The organism is Kitasatospora sp. NBC_01300 (assembly GCF_041435235.1).
In the GTDB taxonomy this organism is placed as follows: Bacteria; Actinomycetota; Actinomycetes; order Streptomycetales; family Streptomycetaceae; genus Kitasatospora.
Genome location: NZ_CP108410.1, coordinates 115690 through 133504, shown reverse-complemented (window position 1 = coordinate 133504; position 17815 = coordinate 115690). Strand labels below are relative to the sequence as shown.

Genomic DNA, 17815 nt, shown 5'->3' with positions numbered 1-17815 from the left:
CGAGGGGGTTCCCGCGTGCCCTTCTAGCGACGAAGGCCCGGCGTGGTGCCGGGCCTTCGTGTGAGTCACCCAATTTTGGGTGATCGGGCTATTCAGAGGAGGGACTCCGCCGTCTCAGCGATGTGCCGTGCAGCTGCGGAGATCGCCATGAGGGTCGCCGGGGTGGCCTCCAGCAGATCGTCCGGTAGCGCCCCTGCGGCATGGGTGAGGCTGGCCAGAAGCGCGAGGGCTCGGGACTCGTCGATGACCTCTGCTTCGACGGTCTCCATCGTCTCCGCCTCGCGACATCCGTGGGAGGCGGTCTCGCTGGTCTGCTGCTCCTGAGAGGAGTCACCCAAATTTGGGTGACCGTCAACTGTCTGCTCTCCGATGTTCGTGTCCTCGGAGTTCTGCACGTCCTGCTCGGCATCCGACGTACGGTCATCACCCAAATTTGGGTGACTCTCAGCCGAGGCTGGGCCCGTCGACTTGACTTGCCGGCGGCTGGGGGCCGGGGCGATGGCTCGGACTGCTGCCCCGAACTGAGCGACCGGCAATGGGTCTGTTTCCTTGGAGAAGCGGTCGACCATCGAGGTGAGGGCGGCTGCTGTGACCTTGAGTCCCAGCTCGTCCGCGTGCGCGCGCAGCCGGCTGTAGGAGACGGCGAGCTCGTCGACGTCCGCAGTCCGGGTCAAGGGGAGCAGTGCCCGGACGTGAGAGGCCGGCACGGCCTTCTTCACGGTGTAGGCCGTACCGATAGCGGCTGCGAGGGGCCACTCCTGGATCTGCCGGTTGACGTCGGACTCGGACTCTCCGATCTCTTCCTCGCAGTAGACGGCCCAGGTTCTGCCGCCCTCCCGGTAGAGGCGCCGGTTTCGGACGGCGTGTGCGGCTTTCCCCTTCATCCAGGCGGCTTGGTTGGCGTGGCGGAAGGCGCGTTCGCACTGGGCGAGGTCGTGGCGTTCATCTGCGGTGAGCTCGCCGGAGGCTTCGATGAGATCCGGTTCGGGGATGAGATCCGGTGTCAGAGGCTGGGGCCTCGTCGCGTTGTCGTTCGGCTGGGGGGGCACGAAGGCGGGTCGGGTCTCGGTGGTGGGCGCGAGTTCCTGTCCGGCCGGCTGAGCGTCTGGGAGACCGCCGTTGCCACCGGCCGCCGACGCCGCCTCTTGTTCCTTGCGCTTGCGTTCCTCCTCTTCGCGCTTGCGCTTGCGCTCTTCGGCCCTGCGCTGCATGTTCGCGGTGTGCTGGCTCACGTCAGCAGCCCCCGGGACTCCAGCTCCAGCACGAGAGCTCCGAAGGGGCCCTTGCTGGCGTCCATCACGGGAAAGCCGACGGCTTGGGCAAAGGCCTCAGACCTCGGGATCGTCGTCGCGAGCACGTCCCACCCCTCAGCTGCCATCTCGGCGCGGTAGTTCTTCGACGACTTGGCGTTGGGGACGGTTCGATTCAGAAGAACCACAGCTGGGGGTGCCTGGCCATCGGCTCGCAACGATGCGGACCGCTTGATCATGTCGGCCAGGGTGGTCTTGTCGACCGGTTCAACGATGCGCTCGAAGTCCCCTGCGGTAGGGGCCATGTGAAGGATCACGAGGTCTGCGACGCGGAGAACGGAATCGGTGATGTCCGGGTGGTTCTCGCTGTGTCCACAGTCGACAATGCCGATCACGTCCTCCGGCAGGACGTACTCCTTGTGGAAGCGCGCGGTTGCCAGCTTGTCCACGGGGAAGGCGAAGTCACCGTTCTGTGCCCACTGCCAGAACTGCTGCGAGTGGTCGGCATCGAATCCCTTGACCTTGCGGCCTTTCGGGGCCTTCTTCGTTTTCGTCTCCTGGACGGCGTGGGCGAGGAGACCGGAATCCGTGGTCTTGCCACCGGTCCGGGGGCTGACATTGGCAATGAGCATGGGACGACCCTAGCGGCGCTTCGGCGCCAACTTCTCACCCCCTGTCATGATTCCTTGCACATTTCAGCCAATACACCCGTTTTATGGTGGTTCATCTTCGGTGGTGTCACCCAAATTTGGGTGACACCACCGAACGCCGAGGCAGCGGAGATCGGCAGAACACCTCTGATGCCCACCAACCAGGTGGGGATGCGGCCGGCCCGCCCTTACAGGCTGGTCAGGTAGTCGGCGACCAGGACGGCGAATTCCTGCGGTGTGCTCACGGGAACGCCGAGTTCCTCGGCCTTGGCGCGCTTGGAGCCTGCCTTGTCGCCGGCGACGAGTGGGCACGCTGTGCGGAATGTCGCCCTGCACGGCGCCGGCGGCGACCTTGCCGGTGGGGGAGTCGGGCAGCACCTCGCCGGGGTGGGTGTCCTCGTAGGCGGCGATGGCGCGCAGCAGGGCGTCGTACTCGTCGTCACCGAGGGGTGCGCTGCCGTCGGTGTAGTAGGCGGCTGCCGCCTGTACGGCGGTGGCCACGGCGTCGGCGTAGTCGGTGGAGGAGGCGAGCGTGGGTGCTTCGTCGGTCATGATCGGCATCATGCCGGGTGGGACCGACAGGTGCTGCTGCAGGTCTCGCGGGCCGGCAGCACCGCTAGGGGCCGGAGATGATCCAGGTGATGAACACCGCGCCCATGTGATCGTGCACGCGATAGATGACGCTGATGCGGTCTCCGGTGACGGCGGCGGGGTCGGTGCGGGCGGTGTAGTCGTCCACCTCGGGGTCCGCTCCTCCGGGCACCGGGATTCCGAGCCTCGGGTGAACTGAGAGGCGTTCGACGAGCTTCTCGACGACGTCCAGCTCGTCGGGCCGCAGGGTGGCCAGGGTCCGCTCGGCGGCGTCGGAGAGGAATACGTGCAGCGGGTCGGTTCGGGGGCGGTCCGGCTGCTCGGTCATCGGTCGCGGTCCGTGGCTGCTTCGCGCGCCCGGGCGATGGCCTCGGTGGCCGGGATCCACTTCTGGCCGCCGATGGGGGCGGCGAGCGAGGCCATCGCGTGTGCGCTGGTACGCAAGGTGAGCCGGTCTCGGTAGGTCGCGATGACCTCGGTCACGGCGGCGAAGTCACCGATCGGGGATGCGTCGAGGGCCGCGGAGAGGTCCTGCTCGAAGGCTTCGCGGTCTCCTGGCAGGCCGTAGCGCGAGAGCGCGACGCGCAGCTCGCGCAGGGTTGTCGGCTTCGGCGTCTCCGGGGCCTGGTGGCCGGGCTGAGTGGTCACCTGGTCTCCTCCTGGGCTATGCGCCGCAGGTCTGCGGTCATGGTCGACGGTAGCGGTATGCGGGCTGTTGGGGGAACCGCCCGCCGCCGGTCGATGTCGCTGTACCTGGGCGAGCAGCGGCGGGGCACCGGGCGCGGTCCCTCCGCTCTCGACGTCACCGGCGGGGCGTGTCCGCCCTCCGCCGCCAGTTGGCCTCCCTGGGGGAGCAACGCTCCCGCCTGCCCGAGCCCTGGCCGGTCGACTCGGGCCCGGGGCTGGGCACGCTGGTCCGCTGCCGTTCGGAACCGGTCCCGGACCAGCGCTGCCTGCTGGCTGTGGAGTGCCGCCCCCGCGGTTCGTGCTGGCCCGGGTCGGCAGGCTCGGCCTAGACGGCGAGGTTCCTCAAGTCGGTGAGGGAGAGTTCCTGGGTACGCCTGGCTTCCGGGCTCTGCAGGAACGCCTCGATCCCCGGTGCCGTCGGTGTGCGCTTGCGGGGCGCCGCGACGGAGGTGTCCTGGCCCTCGGATTCCACCAGCTGCTGGATGAAGTCGGCCAGCGCGCCGCGGCCGCTCGCGCCTTCGAGGCCGTGGCCGTGGCCGTTGCGCTCGGGCAGCAGGTAGAGGGTGCCGTGGTCGGACCGCAGCCAGAAGTGTCCGCTGCGCCGGTCGATGATCAGCGAGGTGCAGGTCTCGGTGTCGCGCAGGCCGAGCGGGGCGTAGGTGTGGTGGGTCCAGCGGTCGATCGGGGTGTCGCTGTCGGTCTTCCACGGCAGGATGCTCGCGGGGGAGTCGCCGGTGCTGGTGCGGTAGTGCCAGGAGACCACGGGCATGCCCGTCGCGGGGTCGAGGGAAGTCCGGTAACAGGTGCAACCGGTGCCGTCGACCGCGCTGGGGCTCTCCTTGTCCTCTTCCACGCACGGGTGAAAGAGGGCGGGGATGTCCTTGTTGTCGACCATGGTGGTGTGCAACGGGTTGGGGGTGCAGCGGCGCAGGCGCTGCTCCCACTCCTGGACGTAGGCACTGGTGCGCTCGATTTTGACGGTGGCGTTCAGACTCGCGCCGATGATCCCGCGCTCGGGTTCCGTGTAGAGGAGGAAGTGCGCCCAGGTCTTGTTGGGGTCGTACGTCAGCGTCAGGTCATGCTGGCTCTCGGTCACCTGCGGTCGCCCCCTGGAGGTGTCTCAACGTGCCGATTCGGTGACGCACAGTCTTTCAGAGCAGGGATCAGGCCGGGGCGGATTCGATGGGACCGGGGCACGGGCGGAAGACGCGGAGTGCAGGTTCAGCGGCGGATCGGTGGGTTGGCGCTGGGCCCGTAGGCGCGCAGCTGCGCGGGGAGGCCTTCGGGGCGGCGCCACCACACGTCGAGTCCGCAGGCGCCAAGGGCGACGGGCAGTGCCTGGCGGATGCCTTCTTCAATGGCGGTGCGCAGGGTTGCGGCGACGGGGCTGGTGGCGGCCGTGAGGCGGCGGGAGGGGTTCCAGCCGAGGTCGGCGATCCCGGTGGTGTCGTCGGGGGCCAGCGGCGGGCACCGGCGCAGCGTGATGCCGGGGTCGCCGGGGTGGTGGGCGCTGGGCAGGCCGGCGAGGGTGGCGCTGCGGTGGACGGCGGTGATGACGTCGGGTCGGATGCCGGGGGCGATGGGCTCGGGCCCGTTGGGGCGGGGGCCGGGCGGGCCGGTGAGGTCTCGGGGGAGGGGTTCGGCGTCGGCGACGCGGATCTCCCAGAGGGTGGAGGCTTCGCCCGCGGCGGTGCCGAGGAGGGGGAGGAGTGCGATCAGGGCGTGCTGGACGGCGTTGACGACGAGTTGCTGGGCGGTGTGGGCGGGCTGCTGGTGGTGCTCGGTGGCGGCCGCGTGCGCGAGGCGCCGGGAGGGGAGCCAGTGCAGGGCGATCAGGCCGTGGCAGTCGTCCTCCTCGGTGAGGGGTTCGGCGGGACGCAGGTGGACGCCGGGGCCGTGGCCACCGTGGGCGATAGGGAGGCCGGCGAGGTGAAGGGCGTCCATGACGCGGTCGGCGAGGACGGGGTCGAGCCGGAGCGGCGCGGTGGCCGCGGCGGGCGGGGGAGTGGTCACCGTCGCAGGCCCTGTTCGGCGGTTTGGTGGTCGGCGCGCTGGCGGGCGGTGGCCTGGGCGGGGATGGACCCGAGGGCCAGGACCTCGTCCCGGATCGAGTAGGAGAGCCGGTAGGTCAGGGCCCGGGTCGCGGTGTCGAGCCAGGCCTCGGTGTCCTCGCGCGGCGGCATCGGGCCCAGGGCGGCGGCGAACCACACCGGGAGGAGGTCGGTGCCGGCGAGGGCGGCGCTGATGCGGGCCCGGGCGATCCGGGTGAGGTGTTGGTGGGCGGACTGGCCGGCGGCTGCGGCCTCGCTGAGGGTTTGGTCGAGGGATTCGTCGCGGTCGAGGGCGGTGCGGGCTGTGTCCGCAGTTCGCTTGAGGCTCCCGAGGTGGGTTTCCGTGGCGCGCAGGTTCGTGCGGGACTGGCGGTAGGCGTCAGTCGCCTTCGTGAACGCATCGCTGCCGTGGGCGGCGGTGGCCAGGGTGGCCGCGGCCTCCAGGACGGCGGCGCGGGTCTTCTCCTGGCGGGCGGCCGCCTCCTGGTAGGCGTTCACGCTGCGGACGTGACGGGCACGGTCGGCTGCGGGCAGCAGTTGGGCTTCGGCGGCCCGCCCGGCGGCGATCTTCTTCACCAACAGCTTGGTCTCGTGGTCGGTGGCGTCGAGGTCGACGGCGCGGCCGCCGGCCGCGGTGCGCACCCGGCGTTCCAGCCAGGCGATCCGCTGGCCGAGGTCACCGACCGCGCGACGCAGGAACACGATGTCCTCGTCGTGTCCGTCGGCACGCTCGTCCAGGTCCTCGGCCTCGCTCTTGCGCTCGCGCAGGTCGAGTTGGACGGTGTCCAGGCGACTGCGGCTGCCTGACCGGTCTTCTTCGAACTCATCGCGCAGGCTCCGCAGGCTCGACTCCACGTTGCCCACCGAGTAGCCGAGCTCGCGGACCTTGCGCTCCAGGTCTCCGTTGTAGGGGGTGGTCACCTGGTGCTCCTGTTCGTGTTCGGGTCGTCCGGGAGGCCGGTGGCGAAGGAGGCAGCGGCGCAGCCGAGCACGCCGATGACCCACCAGGCGCTCAGCACGCCGAGGGCGACGGCGCCCAGCAGGAGCGCGCAGGCGGCGAGCAGTATCGCGCTGGCCCTGAAGCGCTGGTGCGGGCGGCCCTTCGGCAGCGGCTTGGCCGTCAGGCCCGAGTTCAGGGCGACGGCGAGGACCGGCAGCACCAGGAGCAGCCAGCCCCATGGCGCCCAGCCGGGGATCACGGCGGCGGCGGTGAGCGCGGCGACGGCGGCCGTGCCTCGGGAGGTCCACAGCACGACCGCCTGGGTGGTGCGGCGGGCGGGTTCCTGGCGCAGACCGGGCACCTTCGCGTCGTAGGCGAGGAGGCTGTCGGCGGCGGCCAGCAGGGCGTCGAAGGCGGCCTGGCGGCCGTCGGTGCCGGGTTCGAGGGCGGCCGCGGTGGCGTGGCACCGCCCGACGTTCTTCTGCAGTTGCGCGAACCGTGCGGAGACCTTGTCCACCCGTGCCCCTCCATCTCTCGAAACGGCTCCTGCCGCTCCGCCACAGACGGTATCTATGAGCACTGACAGTTCGTCGCCAATCCCGGAAAGTGACCGCCTGCCAGCCGTTCGGCGCGCGGGCGGCGCAGCAGAGGAGAACCGCTGATGGAGACCACCGCGCAGGCCGAGCCGGACGGGACCGACCGGCAGGTGGCGCTGCTGCTCGCCGAGACCATGAACTCCTTGGTCAAGGGTGGGCCGCTGCGCCTTCCCGAGGGGGTGGAGTTCACCGGCGCGGTCCAGGACCGCTTCCTCGGAATCGTTCTGGGCGCCGTACGTGGCCTGTCCCACGAGCACGAGGATGCGCTGCGCCGCGAGCTGCACGACAAGGGTGTCTACGCGCCGCCCTGCCAGGACCTCGCCCCCGCCGGCGACCCGGGTGCAGGGCATCCGGTGGTCGAGGAGGGTTTCCACTCCCTCCACCCGGAAGTGGGCGGCTGGAACATGGAGCGGTGGCAGCTGGCGGTGCCCGGAGACGGGGACGACGAACTCGGGCAGTTCGCCGCCTCTGCTCTCCAGCAGCACCTGCTCGGTGCGCCGGACTTCGGCGTCGGCCTGGAGCGGCTGCGGGCCTCGACGGTCACGCTGCACTTCTTCCAGCAGACCGGCTTTGACGAGGACCTCGGGGAGGAGAGCTTCCAGGGGGTGCTCTACGCCTCCGCTGTCGGCTGGGTCGGGATCGACTGCCCGGAGCCCGAGGACGACCAGGACGAGTGCCCTGAGGCGCAGGTGTGGACGTCGCCGTCCCTGGCCGGCCTGGTCGCGGCCGTCGGCGATCGCCTGGCCGGGCTGCGCCCGGGTACCGGCGGCGCGGTTGACGATGAGTTCGGATGTCGCTGGGTCAGCCACTACCTGCGCGGCGCGCTGGAGGTGTGGCCTGGCCTCGGGCAGGAGCTCGGACGCCGCTGACGGGCTCCGGGGACGAGGCGGTCTCCGCGTGGCCCGGCCCGGGAGAGTCGGTGGGTGGTCTCGCCGGGGTGCCGTCCCGTGGCTCTGTGTGGTCTGCGTCACGGTGCTGCTGCCCAGTGCTGGGCAGCGCGCGGCAGGCGGGCGCGGCACGATCTGGGTTCCACGACTCGGGAGGACCCGCCATGACCCTGCGCCGGCTCACCACTTGCTCCTCAGCTGCGACCTATGTCCTTGAGCGCCGAAGCCGGCGCCGCGACCGTGTGTACGACTACGTCCTGCACACGTGCGTCCGTCACCGCTGGCTGGCCGACAGCTGGAAGGGCGGCAGCAGGGTGGTGGAGGAGGGGGAGCTGCGCTGCGGGGTGCTGTTGGAGTACCGGGGCTTCGCGGAGGTGTTGCGGTCGCACAGCCGGGAGTGGGTCTTCCCACTGACGTTCCACGACTTGGAGGACGACCATCAGGGCGATGTCGTCGGGTGGTTGCGGGCGGCGTTGGTCGAGCTGTCCGCAGCGGGGCGGGAGGCGCACGAGGGTGTGCGCGCTGCGCTGGGCCATGCGGTCCTGGCGGCTGTGGTGGAGCAGGACCCGAAGGTCGCGGAGGCTGCGGTGCTCACCGCTCTGGCGGTGGCGGAGACGGCCGAGGCGGCGGCCCGGGGTGCTTGAAGACCGTGCCGGCCGGGGGAGCGCCGGTCGCCCGGGTGGGAGGTGCGCTTCGCCCGCGCGATGGGCATATGACTGAAGCATGCAGCGGCTTGAGCGTATGTGACCGGTGGTGAGCCCTGATACGGGCGCTGGTCTTCGTAGATATGAGGACAAGCCGCATTTCTGCCCGATTCGGCTCCCACTCCGCGCGCGCACCGGGTTACTGTCCGACACAAACGAAAAGGGCCCCGGGGTGAAGGTTGGTCGCCAGGCCGCCGGGGTCCCTACTCGCTAACCGTCCCAACCGAACCCTGGAGGAGCCATGCGGCTGCCCGCCCTGGGCCGGTCCCGGCGTGCCTGTACGCGCCGGATCGGTCCGCTCGACGCTACCATCCCCGTCCGGCCCGTTGGCCAAACGCGGCAGGGCCCCTGGCAGGGCCTCGCCCTGTCGGTCGATCAGCAGGTGCCCGCCTTCGTGGCGCTGGTGGTGCTCGTGATCTGGATCACCGAGGTGCCGGTCGGGCAGTGCGGCCGTGACGCGGTCCGACTGGTCTGCGTCCTGGTGTGGGTACTCACCAACGGCTACCGCCCCGGGAAGACGCGACGGACCCGTCGGAGGCTCTAGCGGCGGCACGGCGCGGCAGGGCTGGGGCTCGACCCCGCGCTGTCGCGCCGCGCGGACTTCCCCCTCGGCGGGCCGGCGACCGGCCGCCGGGGGCTTCCCTTCTCCCCTCTTTCGGTCCCCGGCGCCTGCGGGGACCGGCCGTTCGGCACGGAGCCTCTCGTGACCCAGATCCTGCGCTGCCTGTGGTGCCAGGGCCGCTTCACCCGCCCCCAGCGCCGGGGCCGCACCCCGTCCTACTGCCGCACGCGCTGCCAGCAGCAGGCCGATCGTGCCCGCAAGGCCGCACCGACCGACCGAACCCTCGACGACCTCGTCAGCGCGCTGGCGCGCGACCACCTCGCGCTCGCCCGCCGGCTCGCCCAGGCCGCGGCCGCGGTCGCCGCCGCGCAGCCTGGCGAGGACGTCCAGGCCGTCCTCGGGCTCATCGCGGAGGCGGAGGAGGACCTGGAGGACCTGCGGGCACACGTCGCGCTCCAGGCTCGCGCCCGCAAGCTGCCCTGGGCGGCGATCGGGCAGTGGACCGGGCGGTCCGCCGACACGGCGCGCCGGCGCTGGGACGAGGCCTACGCTGCCCGGCGCCTCGTCCAGCGCAAGACCCGCGCCCGGCGCGGGCAGCCGGTGACCGGGGCGATAGCCGCCCCGGCCTCGCTTGCGGGCCCCTCGACAGCGGTCCGTCGGAACCCGGAGGGCGGACAAGTGCCGACCGTCCCGCTGCCCTCGGCTTCGCCGGCTGATCCCACCGAATCGCTGTCGGCGGTCGCCGCGGCCAAGCTCGCGAGCGCACTGTCTTTCCTGCAGCGGCGGTCGGGACGCTCCTCACTGGAACTGGCTGCCGCTGCCGGGGTGTCGCCCTCCAGGATCTCCCGGATGTTCGTCAGCGACCGGATCCCCTCCTGGCCGGTCACCTGCGCCCTGGTCGAGGCCGCGGGTGGCTGTCCGGCCGAGATCCGACCGCTGTGGGACGCCGCCCGCGGCATCCTGCCCGAGCGGCCGTTCGACGCGACGCCGATCGTCGAGGCCCAGTACGTGGGGGCCTTCGTCGCGGCGGTTCGCGGTCTCCACCTGGCGGCCTTCGCCCCCGGCCCGCTGGCGATCAGCCATTCCTCCCAGGGACGTGTCAGCCCACAGGCCGCAGCTGACCTGCTCTCGGGTGACCGCGTGCCGGACTGGCAGACGGTCGAGGCCGTCTTGGATGTCCTGCGCGCCGACCCCGCCTTCGTCCTGCCGCTGTGGGAGCGCGTCCAGCTGGCCCGCCACCACCACACCTACAACAACGACTACGCCGGACCGCCCGCCGAGGCCTTCGGCTGACCGGAAGAAACGCATGCCCCCCTCCTCCACCCCGCCCCGCCGCCGGCACGACCCGGCGCTGGGCGTCACCACCCTGCTGGAGTCCCACTTCCACCACTACCTCGACTACGCCGGGCTGCTCATGCCGCCCGAGGACGTGCCGCTGGCTGTCCGCACCGCCGTCACCGAGGTCGCGGCCTGCTGGCAGAGCGTCCTGGCCGCCCCCGACGCGGCGGCCGCCACCTGGCGGCTGGTCCGTGCCGCCCTGGCCGGCCGTGCCGGGCCCCGTGCCCTGGCCCCGGTGGCCCACCTGACCACGGACCAGCAGGACGTAGTGCTGATGCGCCACGCACTGGGCTGGAGCGATGACACCATCATCACGGTGACGGGCGCCGACCGCTGCGCGCTCGCGGCCGCTGCCCGGTCGGTCGCCAGAATCGCGGCCGAACGCTCCTGCCAGGAGACACCGTGACGGTCGCGGCGGGCCCGGCGCCGGCGGGTCCACCGGGCGTGCTGTTGGCGACGTCCACCGCCGACGTGGCCGACCGGCTCTGAAAGTCCCTCCGGAACCGGTGCCCGGCAGCACCGTATCCGGCGGTGGCTGGCCGCGTTGGACAGGACATGACGACGAAGACGACGCTCGACACCCTCACTGCGGGCTGCCGCCTGTGCGACTACCTCGGCCCGACGTGGCCGGCCGACGCCGACCGCGTCGACGTCAGCATGGCGATCGCCGGGCACGTCCGGGACAAGCACGGCGACGCCGATCTGGAGGATCTGATCCTTGCCCTGAGCCCCCGCTTCATCGTGGGCACCGTGACGTCCATGACGGGCGAGGACGTCCGCAACGTGATCACCAGGGTGAACGCCAAGCGCGCTGACGCGACCACCGCCTGATACGACTCCGACAGGCCGGGCCCCGTCCCCCGAAGCGGCCCGGGGCTCGGCCCCACCGCAGGGAACGGGCCGCCTAACCCGGCCACCCCTCGCTCATCCCGTGCCTCGGGGAGTCAGGGGGTGCCCCGCAGGACGTGTCCTGGGCCGCCGTCCCGGGGTTCACGGGGGCAGGGGGCGGACAGGCCCGGGCAGCGGGATTGCGCAGCGCCGCCCGTCTGCGCAATGACGGCATGCGCAGAGATGATCATGCGCAATGGCGCCTTGCGCAGGACCGCGCCGCCGTTGCGCAGCGGGCGATCAGGGCGGTGTTTCCGCTGGTCAGGCGCGCGCAATGGTTGCGCAGTGACGGTTGCGGGAGGGTGTCGGCGTCCGGTCTGGCCCTTCTGCGCAGGGTGTACCGGTCCGGGTGGCGGAGGCGGTGGGGCTGTGGCTTCACCGTGGGGGTGATCTGGGGGTCGAGCGGCCCGGTCCGGGAGCCGGCGGGTTACGGGCTGGACGCGGCTATCTGCGCGGTGCGCTGATGGTGTGCTCGGATCTTGGGGCGCGGACCCGGACGGTGCCGGGTTCCGGAGCGGGGGTGGGGGCGGCCCATCGGGCCGGGTCCGGCAGCGGGCGGCCCGAGAAGAAGTAGCTGTAGACCTTGTCGAGGTAGGTGTAGAGCGCGGTGGTCGACTTCATCGGCACGCCGGTGAGCCTGTCCCACTCCGCGAGGGTGAGCTCCTTCGTGTCGATCAGGGTGCGCAGGCCTTCGCGGACGGCCGCGGTGTAGGTGGACGTGGGGTCGCTCAGGCCGCCCTTGAGTTCCGCGAGGTGGCTGATCCACCTGCGGCTGAAGGCGTTGGTGACGAACTGGCGGACGAAGGGGTCCAGGGGCACGAGGCGGCCTCTCGGTCGGCTTGTGGGGGCGGGTTCACACCAGCAGTGCGGTCGGGGCCTGGGAGAAGCGTTCCAGGGCCAGCAGGACTGTGCTGCGTACGGCGGCATGGTGGTCCGGCCAGGATTCCGCGAGGCGTCCCGAGGGGTCCTGGTAGGCGTACAGGTGGGCGCGGGCGATCGCGTACAGCTCGGGGTGCCGGCGGCGCAGTTCCTCGTCGGCGGCCCGGATCGCTCCGCCGAGGGCTTCTCGTCCGGGGGCCGTTCTGTCCAGTGCCGTGACGGTGTCGCTGACGGCCAGGCGCAGCCGCTCGCATTCGTGGGTGCGTTCGATCAGGCGGGCGAGGGTCTGGCGGCGGCCGGCCAGTTCGTCGGCGGCTGCTGTTGTCATCCGGGCCGACGTCATCGGGGGCAGTGCGGAGAGCCGGCCGGTCGGTGCGGCGTACGCGGCGGGGGCGGCGACGGTGGACAGGAAGTCCAGTTGCTCGGCCCAGGTCTCCAGCACCAGGGGGTGGCCGAGGGCGTCGGTGCGGGCGCCGGGTTGGAGGGCGTCGCGCAGGACGGTTTCGCGAAGGGTGTCTGTCGGGGAGGAGAGCAGGCGCTCGACTTGGGGGCCGACCGGGGCCTTCATGCGGCCGGTGGCGACCAGGCGGGCGACGCGTTCGTGGAAGGTTCCCTTGTCCAGCTGGGCGGCGTCCATGCCGGCGGCCAGGGCGTGCTCGGTGACGAGGTGGCGCCGCTCGGCTTTCAGGAAGCGGCCCACCCAGGCGGTGGCCACCTGGTGGGGGTCGGTGGCCTCCGCGGTGGCGTGGTTCGAGGGGAGGGAGGCCTTTCTCGTCCGGTCGGCGAGTGCGCGCATCTCCTTCAGGCGGCGCCGGACGGCGTCGCGGCACCGAATCAGCTCGCGGTTGCTGGTGCCTGTGGCGATCTGGTCGGTCTCGGCCCGGATCTGCAGGTCGTGGGCCGCCCGCAGCAGAGCGTCCAGTGACTCGTCGATCCAGTCGGGGCTGAAGAGGAAGTCGGTGGCGTCCGGGCCGGTGCGGCCGCAGGCCTCGGCGATGACGGCTTCCTCGTACGCGGCGGAGTCGACGGCGATGGTGTCGAGGAGGGAGTCGGCGGTCGGCTGCCAGAGCCGGTTGTCCAGGTCGCGGAACCTCGTGCGCAGGAGCGCGCCGCGGCGCCGGGCCTCGGTGGCCGAGAGCAGGGCCTGCCAGGTGGTGGTGGTCTGGGGGCGCAGGCCGAAGCGGACTTCGAGGTAGCGGTGGGTGCGGGCCCGGTGCAGCGCGGGGCAGGGTTTGTCCCGGAGCGTGACGCACCGTTGGCCGGCGCGGGTTCCGCAGGTCGGACACGGCACGGTGCGGACATCGGTCGAGGTCACTCGCCAGGTGCCTGCGTGGACGGGCTGACGCACACCGGGCCTTCCGGGTCAGGGCGCGGCCCGGGCCGTGCCGACGTTACGGGTTGGCCGGATCATGGCGAAGGCGCGGGTCCGGCACCAGTTCGTGGGGCCGAATGGACGCCGGGTTCACCTGATCGGTCGGCGTCGGCCACCCGCTCGGCGGCGCTGAGGGGCACACACCGTCCGCAGGTCCTGCGGGTGCACAGCGCGGCGGGTTCCTCTCTCGGTCACGGGCGCCGCCTTCAGCGTTCGACGGCGCACTCGGAGTCCGGCCGGGGCTGCGGGACGAGGCCGAGTCCTTCGCGGATCGCCGCTCGCGCTGCGGCGAGCGCGCCGGCTTTCTCGGGGTTCTGCAGCAGCTGTAGGGCGAGTTCGAGCTATCGTCGGCCTTCGAGGAACTCGGGGACGTCGCTCATGCGCATGGCGGGACCGCAGGCGGTGTCTGCGGCGTTCTGTTCGGTGCGCCAGGCCAGGAAATCCGAGTCCTTGCGGGGGTCGTTCCAGGTCACGTTCGCCGGTATCGGCACGCCAGTTGCCTGCCTTGAGGCCGTCGCCTGCTGGCCGCCGGGACAGTGGAGTTTCCACCCTTGCCCACGGCCGCTCGGCAGGGACCCGGCTCGGCCGGGCGACGTGGCCCCGCGATGCCCTCACCGCCGGGACCGTGACCATGGGCAGGCCGGTAACCGCGCGCTCGGCGGGGCCGGGCGCCCAGCCCCACTCTTCCTTGTTCCGGGCGGCGGCAGCGCGGGTGACTTCACCGGCGTCCACGATTCCGCCGGGCAGCTCCAGCCGAACCGGCTGCGGGCCCGATGGGCCCCTCCTCGTCCTGGTCCTGCTGCCAGACAGGGTCAGGCGCTGGTGCGGCCGCGCTGGGAGCGGACGGTCTTCTCGCCGACGACGCGAGGCTGGATGGTGCTGGGGTCGACGGCTTCGCCCGGTGCGCCGGCGGCGTAGAGGCCGCCGGGGTCGCGGTCACGGTCGTGAGGCAAGAGGAAGAGGACTCGGCGGCGATGCAGACCGCTGTCGGGGTCGGCCTCCGCCGTGGCGTCGAGTTCGGCGTAGCCGACCATGCGGCCGTCGCGCAGCCAGCGGGGCCTACCTTGGCGACGGGGGGTCTTGTCGATGGTCTGGCGTACGTAGTCCAGGCCGGAGGGGTCTTCCAGCCACACCACGGCCTTCTCGTGGCTGAGAGCCCTGACGTCCAGTAGCGAGCTCATGACCGGATGCCTTCCTGTGTGGTTGCGTGCCGGGGCGGGGGACCGGGGACGGGTGGACGGGTGGTGTCTGCATCGTAGAGCGGCCGAACCCGCCGGGGGTAGGCGGCATGGGCGGCGGTCCGGGTGGGCGCTGCGCGCGTGGGGGTGCGATCAGTCGGCAAGGAGGAGGCCGATCCCCGGGTAGAACTTGCGCCCGTTGCTCTTGACCATCTCATTGGGGGTGGCCAGGCCGAGGTCGGTGCGCACGCGGCTGGCGAAGGACCGGTTGCTGGTGGGACGGATGCCCTCGCCGGAGTTGCACCAGGCGACGTAGGCGGCGTAGAGCTGGCCCTGTTCGACGCGAAGCTCGGGTTCCTCGCTGGTGCGGGTGCAGCACTCGGCGAGGAAACGCCCGATGGTGTCCTCGGTGGTGGCGTAGGCGTCGGTAGCCAGGCGTACCCGGGCCGGCCCTTCCAGCGGGTCGGGGACCTTCGCTCCGGCTTGGCGCCTCACACGCAGTGAGTGGTACCGCGCCGCGCCCTGAACGACCCAGTGCAGGATGCCGGGGCCCTCGTCGCAGACCAGTTCCTTGGCCAGGTTGTCGATCTTGTTCTCGTCGTCGACCGTCTTCAGGAAGGGCACCAGGCGGATGCGGCGCCAGAAGGCGAACCCGCCCGTGGTGACCTCGGGCCTGTGGTTGCCCAGCAGCCACAGGTGGTGGGTCGGCGGGAAGGAGAAGTAGTCCTGGCGCATCCGGCGGGCCTTGATCTTGTCGCCGCCGGTGAGCAGCTTGACCCGGGCCTCGTCGAAGCGGTCGCTCGCCTTGAGCTCCGAGCAGACCATCAGGCGCCGGCCGTGGAGTTCGGTGAGCTCGGTGCTGTGTTCGGCGTAGGCCCCGCGGTCCATCAGGAAGCCTGGCGGGGCTGCGTCCGCGTAGTCGCCGAGCAACTGCAGCATGACGTCGAGCAGGACAGACTTGCCGTTCTTGCCCTGGCCGTAGAGGAAGGGCATGACCTGGCCGCCGACGTCACCGGTGGTGGAGTAGCCGAGCAGGATGTGCAGGAAATCGATCATCTCCCTGCCCTCCTGGTCGTCGCCGAAGGTCTCGCCGAGGAAGCGGTTCCAGCGTGGGGTCGGCATGTCCTGGGGGGCCACGCTGGTGGCGCGGGAGTGACTGCCGTCGGCGGGGGAGGGCTTGTGGAGTTCACCGGTGCGCAGGTCGACCACTCCGGCCGGGGTGCAGAGCGCCCAGGGGTCACTGTCCAGGTCGGCAGCGGCCATGGACAAAGCGGGGGAGGCCTTGGCCTGGTCCAGGAACGCCTTGATCCCGGCGGTCGAGCTGGCGCGTCGACGGTGGAGTGCGATCTCCCGGTCGGTGTAGATCATGGCGGGGTCGCTGTCCGGCATCTGCTCGGCGAGTTCGCCGGCGGCCCACAGGACGGCCTTCTCCCCGCCCCGCTCCCACCGGTATCCGGCCCACTGGTACCAGCCCAGTCCCTCCACGTGGCGGAACTCGTCCTGGTACAGCCGGATGAAGAGCTTCGCGTTGCCGCGGTCCGTCAGCATGTTCGGCAGCAGGCCGTCTTCGTCGCGCCGGGCTGCGGATTCGGTGATCTTCTGAGCCGGGAGCGCCGCTGAGGGGGTCAGCTGCTCCTCGAAGTCAAGCATCTCCTGGGCCGCGGCAACGGCGTCGAACACGCGGGGGGTGTCGGCGGCGCTCATGAACGGGGTCCTTTGAGGTGGAACGGGCGGCGGGCGCCCGCGGCGAGGGAGGTGGTGATCAGGTCTTCGATGCGGCGTGCCTGTTGAGGGCGGGCGGCCAGGGCCGCGTTCCGGACCAGGTTGGCGGCTTCCCCTTCACCAAGGTGGCCGGCGGCCATCAGGCCGCCCGCAGTGTAGGCGGCCCTGTTCAGCTTCTCCGTGAAGCCGGCGCCCTCGGGAACACGTGCGCACCCGGCGACCTCGTCCAGCAACGGGGCGAGGGTGCGTTCGGCGGCGCGAGAACTGCGCCTAACGGCCAGAGTCGGCCGAGGAGGCAAGTCTGGAGTGGGAGCTGGGGCATCGTCTTCCGCGCTCACCTGGTGGCCGGTGCGGGTCAGCTCGTCGGCAAGCCAGCCGGGCAGAGGCGCGGGCAGTCGAGCAGAACCGACGGGCTTGTAGGTCCCGGCGGGGGTCCGGGTCCCGGGGGCGATGATGTACCCGCCGTGGGCCCTGATGTCCACCTGCCAGGCCAGGGCGACGCGGGAGCTGGAACCGGTGGAGGACCGGAACCGTACGGTGCTGCGGTACCAGACGTGGAGGCCGCCGGATGGGGTACGTACCCTCAGGGTCGAGGTGTCCTTGGCGGGGTCGTCTTGCCTCCGGTAGGCGGCCAGCAGGGCGAGGGTGTCGTAGCCGGAGGCCAGCCCGTCGAGGTTGACCTGCTCCGGGATCTGGATGCCGGGCAGGAGCAGCTTTCGCTCGGGCACAGTCTCGCTGTGCATGTCGATGTCGATCACGACCAGGTCCGCTGGCCCGCACGCGACCCCGACCCCGTAAGCGGGTCCCTCCTGCCACCAGGTGTCCACCAACAGCGGGTCGGTGGTAGCCGCGTGGAAGCCGTGGCAATAACGGCCCTGCGGGAGGCAGGGGCACGTCTGCGGGTCGTCCTTCTCCTCCTGGCACCTGCCGCAGCTGCCAGCTGGGGTTTTCCGTCCAGGTGAGAGGGGGTGGACCGGCCATCCTTGCGTCGCGCACCAGCGGGCCACCTCGAGCCCGCGCGCGGTCCCCGAGGGGGAGGAGCCGCTCGGCTCGGCTGCTGGCACGCGCTTTCCTCTGCTAGGGACGGCCCTCTCCTGGCGGGCGTCCGCCGGGTGGTGGACAGGGGCCGAAGGGACCGAAGGGACCGGATTCTGGAATGGAATCCAGAGCCTAGCGTGGCGCACTGCGGGTTCGCGCATCCCCTCACCCGGCTGACGACTGGTGTACCAGCAGGCAGTCGGATCAGCCTTACTGCACACAAGTCAAGTGTTCTGTCCGGTTTGAGAGGGTCCCAAGGGACCGAACTCCGAAACTGTATCGGCTCGGCTGCTCGGGGTGTGGGGGCGCGCCGGGGAGAACTCTCAATTGCAGACTCAGTCCCTCCAGACCCTTCGGTCCCCGATCAGAAGGGACGGGCCGTCGCCCCTCAAGGACCAGGGACGGAAACTGCCGCTCTGCCTTTGGGCTCGGTCCCTCCCGTCTTTTCCCAGGTCAGGGGCTATGTGGGCCCTGTCTCAGGG

21 protein-coding genes are annotated in these 17815 nt (G+C 71.3%); 6 read left to right on the top strand and 15 right to left on the bottom strand.

The window, feature by feature from the left end; genetic code table 11:
* Positions 1-92 precede the first annotated feature (92 nt).
* The 9 genes from OG556_RS40590 to OG556_RS40550 all read right to left on the bottom strand — a co-directional run bounded on the left by OG556_RS40590 (position 93) and on the right by OG556_RS40550 (position 6686).
* Positions 93-1232 carry a hypothetical protein gene (locus tag OG556_RS40590; protein ID WP_331731583.1) on the bottom strand — a complete coding sequence of 380 codons (1140 nt, stop codon included), beginning with the start codon at positions 1230-1232 and terminating at the stop codon, positions 93-95.
* Positions 1229-1882 (bottom strand): plasmid partition protein, encoded by a 654-nt coding sequence (locus tag OG556_RS40585; RefSeq protein WP_331731581.1) that lies wholly within the window; start codon positions 1880-1882, stop codon positions 1229-1231. Before OG556_RS40585 ends, OG556_RS40590 begins: the two co-directional genes overlap by 4 nt.
* An 81-nt stretch (positions 1883-1963) precedes the next feature.
* Positions 1964-2452 carry a hypothetical protein gene (locus tag OG556_RS40580; protein ID WP_331731580.1) on the bottom strand — a complete coding sequence of 163 codons (489 nt, stop codon included), beginning with the start codon at positions 2450-2452 and terminating at the stop codon, positions 1964-1966.
* 64 nt (positions 2453-2516) lie between these two features.
* Positions 2517-2819 carry a hypothetical protein gene (locus OG556_RS40575; protein ID WP_331731578.1) on the bottom strand — a complete coding sequence of 101 codons (303 nt, stop codon included), beginning with the start codon at positions 2817-2819 and terminating at the stop codon, positions 2517-2519.
* Positions 2816-3139 carry a hypothetical protein gene (locus OG556_RS40570; protein ID WP_331731576.1) on the bottom strand — a complete coding sequence of 108 codons (324 nt, stop codon included), beginning with the start codon at positions 3137-3139 and terminating at the stop codon, positions 2816-2818. The genes OG556_RS40575 and OG556_RS40570 overlap by 4 nt, the downstream gene beginning before the upstream one ends.
* Positions 3140-3503: 364 nt before the next feature.
* On the bottom strand, positions 3504-4274 hold the full coding sequence (locus OG556_RS40565) for a hypothetical protein (protein WP_331731574.1): 771 nt from the start codon (positions 4272-4274) through the stop codon (positions 3504-3506).
* A 125-nt stretch (positions 4275-4399) separates the two neighbouring features.
* Positions 4400-5191, bottom strand: a complete 792-nt coding sequence (locus OG556_RS40560) for a hypothetical protein (protein WP_331731572.1) — start codon at positions 5189-5191, stop codon at positions 4400-4402.
* Positions 5188-6150: a hypothetical protein gene (locus OG556_RS40555; RefSeq protein WP_331731570.1), complete on the bottom strand. Its 963-nt coding sequence runs from the start codon at positions 6148-6150 to the stop codon at positions 5188-5190. The genes OG556_RS40560 and OG556_RS40555 overlap by 4 nt, the downstream gene beginning before the upstream one ends.
* Positions 6147-6686: a hypothetical protein gene (locus tag OG556_RS40550; RefSeq protein WP_331731569.1), complete on the bottom strand. Its 540-nt coding sequence runs from the start codon at positions 6684-6686 to the stop codon at positions 6147-6149. Before OG556_RS40550 ends, OG556_RS40555 begins: the two co-directional genes overlap by 4 nt.
* A 144-nt stretch (positions 6687-6830) precedes the next feature.
* On the opposite strand from OG556_RS40550, the gene OG556_RS40545 reads away from it, so the two are divergent.
* From OG556_RS40545 to OG556_RS40520, 6 genes are all read left to right on the top strand, one after another.
* Positions 6831-7634 (top strand): hypothetical protein, encoded by an 804-nt coding sequence (locus OG556_RS40545; RefSeq protein WP_331731567.1) that lies wholly within the window; start codon positions 6831-6833, stop codon positions 7632-7634.
* A gap of 182 nt (positions 7635-7816) precedes the next feature.
* A complete protein-coding gene (locus OG556_RS40540) occupies positions 7817-8296 on the top strand; it encodes a hypothetical protein (RefSeq protein WP_331731566.1) in 480 nt (159 codons plus the stop codon).
* Positions 8297-8738: 442 nt separating this feature from the next.
* Positions 8739-8900, top strand: coding sequence for a hypothetical protein (locus tag OG556_RS40535; protein ID WP_371523295.1), 162 nt, complete (start codon positions 8739-8741; stop codon positions 8898-8900).
* 159 nt (positions 8901-9059) lie between these two features.
* Positions 9060-10211 carry a hypothetical protein gene (locus OG556_RS40530; protein WP_331731564.1) on the top strand — a complete coding sequence of 384 codons (1152 nt, stop codon included), beginning with the start codon at positions 9060-9062 and terminating at the stop codon, positions 10209-10211.
* A gap of 13 nt (positions 10212-10224) precedes the next feature.
* A complete protein-coding gene (locus tag OG556_RS40525; RefSeq protein ID WP_331731563.1) occupies positions 10225-10662 on the top strand; it encodes a hypothetical protein in 438 nt (145 codons plus the stop codon).
* A 149-nt stretch (positions 10663-10811) separates the two neighbouring features.
* Positions 10812-11087: a hypothetical protein gene (locus tag OG556_RS40520; protein WP_331731562.1), complete on the top strand. Its 276-nt coding sequence runs from the start codon at positions 10812-10814 to the stop codon at positions 11085-11087.
* A 501-nt stretch (positions 11088-11588) separates the two neighbouring features.
* Here OG556_RS40520 and OG556_RS40515 read toward each other — a convergent pair.
* From OG556_RS40515 to OG556_RS40490, 6 genes are all read right to left on the bottom strand, one after another.
* A complete protein-coding gene (locus tag OG556_RS40515; RefSeq protein WP_331731560.1) occupies positions 11589-11963 on the bottom strand; it encodes a hypothetical protein in 375 nt (124 codons plus the stop codon).
* 34 nt (positions 11964-11997) lie between these two features.
* Positions 11998-13338: a hypothetical protein gene (locus tag OG556_RS40510; protein WP_331731558.1), complete on the bottom strand. Its 1341-nt coding sequence runs from the start codon at positions 13336-13338 to the stop codon at positions 11998-12000.
* 398 nt (positions 13339-13736) lie between these two features.
* On the bottom strand, positions 13737-13868 hold the full coding sequence (locus OG556_RS40505; RefSeq protein ID WP_371523292.1) for a hypothetical protein: 132 nt from the start codon (positions 13866-13868) through the stop codon (positions 13737-13739).
* Between the two features lie 339 nt (positions 13869-14207).
* On the bottom strand, positions 14208-14576 hold the full coding sequence (locus tag OG556_RS40500; RefSeq protein WP_331731554.1) for a DUF6009 family protein: 369 nt from the start codon (positions 14574-14576) through the stop codon (positions 14208-14210).
* Positions 14577-14726: 150 nt separating this feature from the next.
* Positions 14727-16277 (bottom strand): phage/plasmid primase, P4 family, encoded by a 1551-nt coding sequence (locus OG556_RS40495; RefSeq protein ID WP_331731552.1) that lies wholly within the window; start codon positions 16275-16277, stop codon positions 14727-14729.
* On the bottom strand, positions 16274-17494 hold the full coding sequence (locus OG556_RS40490) for a bifunctional DNA primase/polymerase (protein WP_331731549.1): 1221 nt from the start codon (positions 17492-17494) through the stop codon (positions 16274-16276). The genes OG556_RS40495 and OG556_RS40490 overlap by 4 nt, the downstream gene beginning before the upstream one ends.
* Positions 17495-17815 lie beyond the last annotated feature (321 nt).

Coding starts and splice junctions, on each gene's coding strand:
- OG556_RS40585 (WP_331731581.1), bottom strand. CDS start 1,882: ATGCTCATTGCCAATGTCAGCCCCCGGACCGGTGGCAAGACCACGGAT.
- OG556_RS40580 (WP_331731580.1), bottom strand. CDS start 2,452: ATGACCGACGAAGCACCCACGCTCGCCTCCTCCACCGACTACGCCGAC.
- OG556_RS40575 (WP_331731578.1), bottom strand. CDS start 2,819: ATGACCGAGCAGCCGGACCGCCCCCGAACCGACCCGCTGCACGTATTC.
- OG556_RS40545 (WP_331731567.1), top strand. CDS start 6,831: ATGGAGACCACCGCGCAGGCCGAGCCGGACGGGACCGACCGGCAGGTG.
- OG556_RS40540 (WP_331731566.1), top strand. CDS start 7,817: ATGACCCTGCGCCGGCTCACCACTTGCTCCTCAGCTGCGACCTATGTC.
- OG556_RS40525 (WP_331731563.1), top strand. CDS start 10,225: ATGCCCCCCTCCTCCACCCCGCCCCGCCGCCGGCACGACCCGGCGCTG.
- OG556_RS40520 (WP_331731562.1), top strand. CDS start 10,812: ATGACGACGAAGACGACGCTCGACACCCTCACTGCGGGCTGCCGCCTG.
- OG556_RS40500 (WP_331731554.1), bottom strand. CDS start 14,576: ATGAGCTCGCTACTGGACGTCAGGGCTCTCAGCCACGAGAAGGCCGTG.
- OG556_RS40495 (WP_331731552.1), bottom strand. CDS start 16,277: ATGAGCGCCGCCGACACCCCCCGCGTGTTCGACGCCGTTGCCGCGGCC.
- OG556_RS40490 (WP_331731549.1), bottom strand. CDS start 17,494: ATGCGCGAACCCGCAGTGCGCCACGCTAGGCTCTGGATTCCATTCCAG.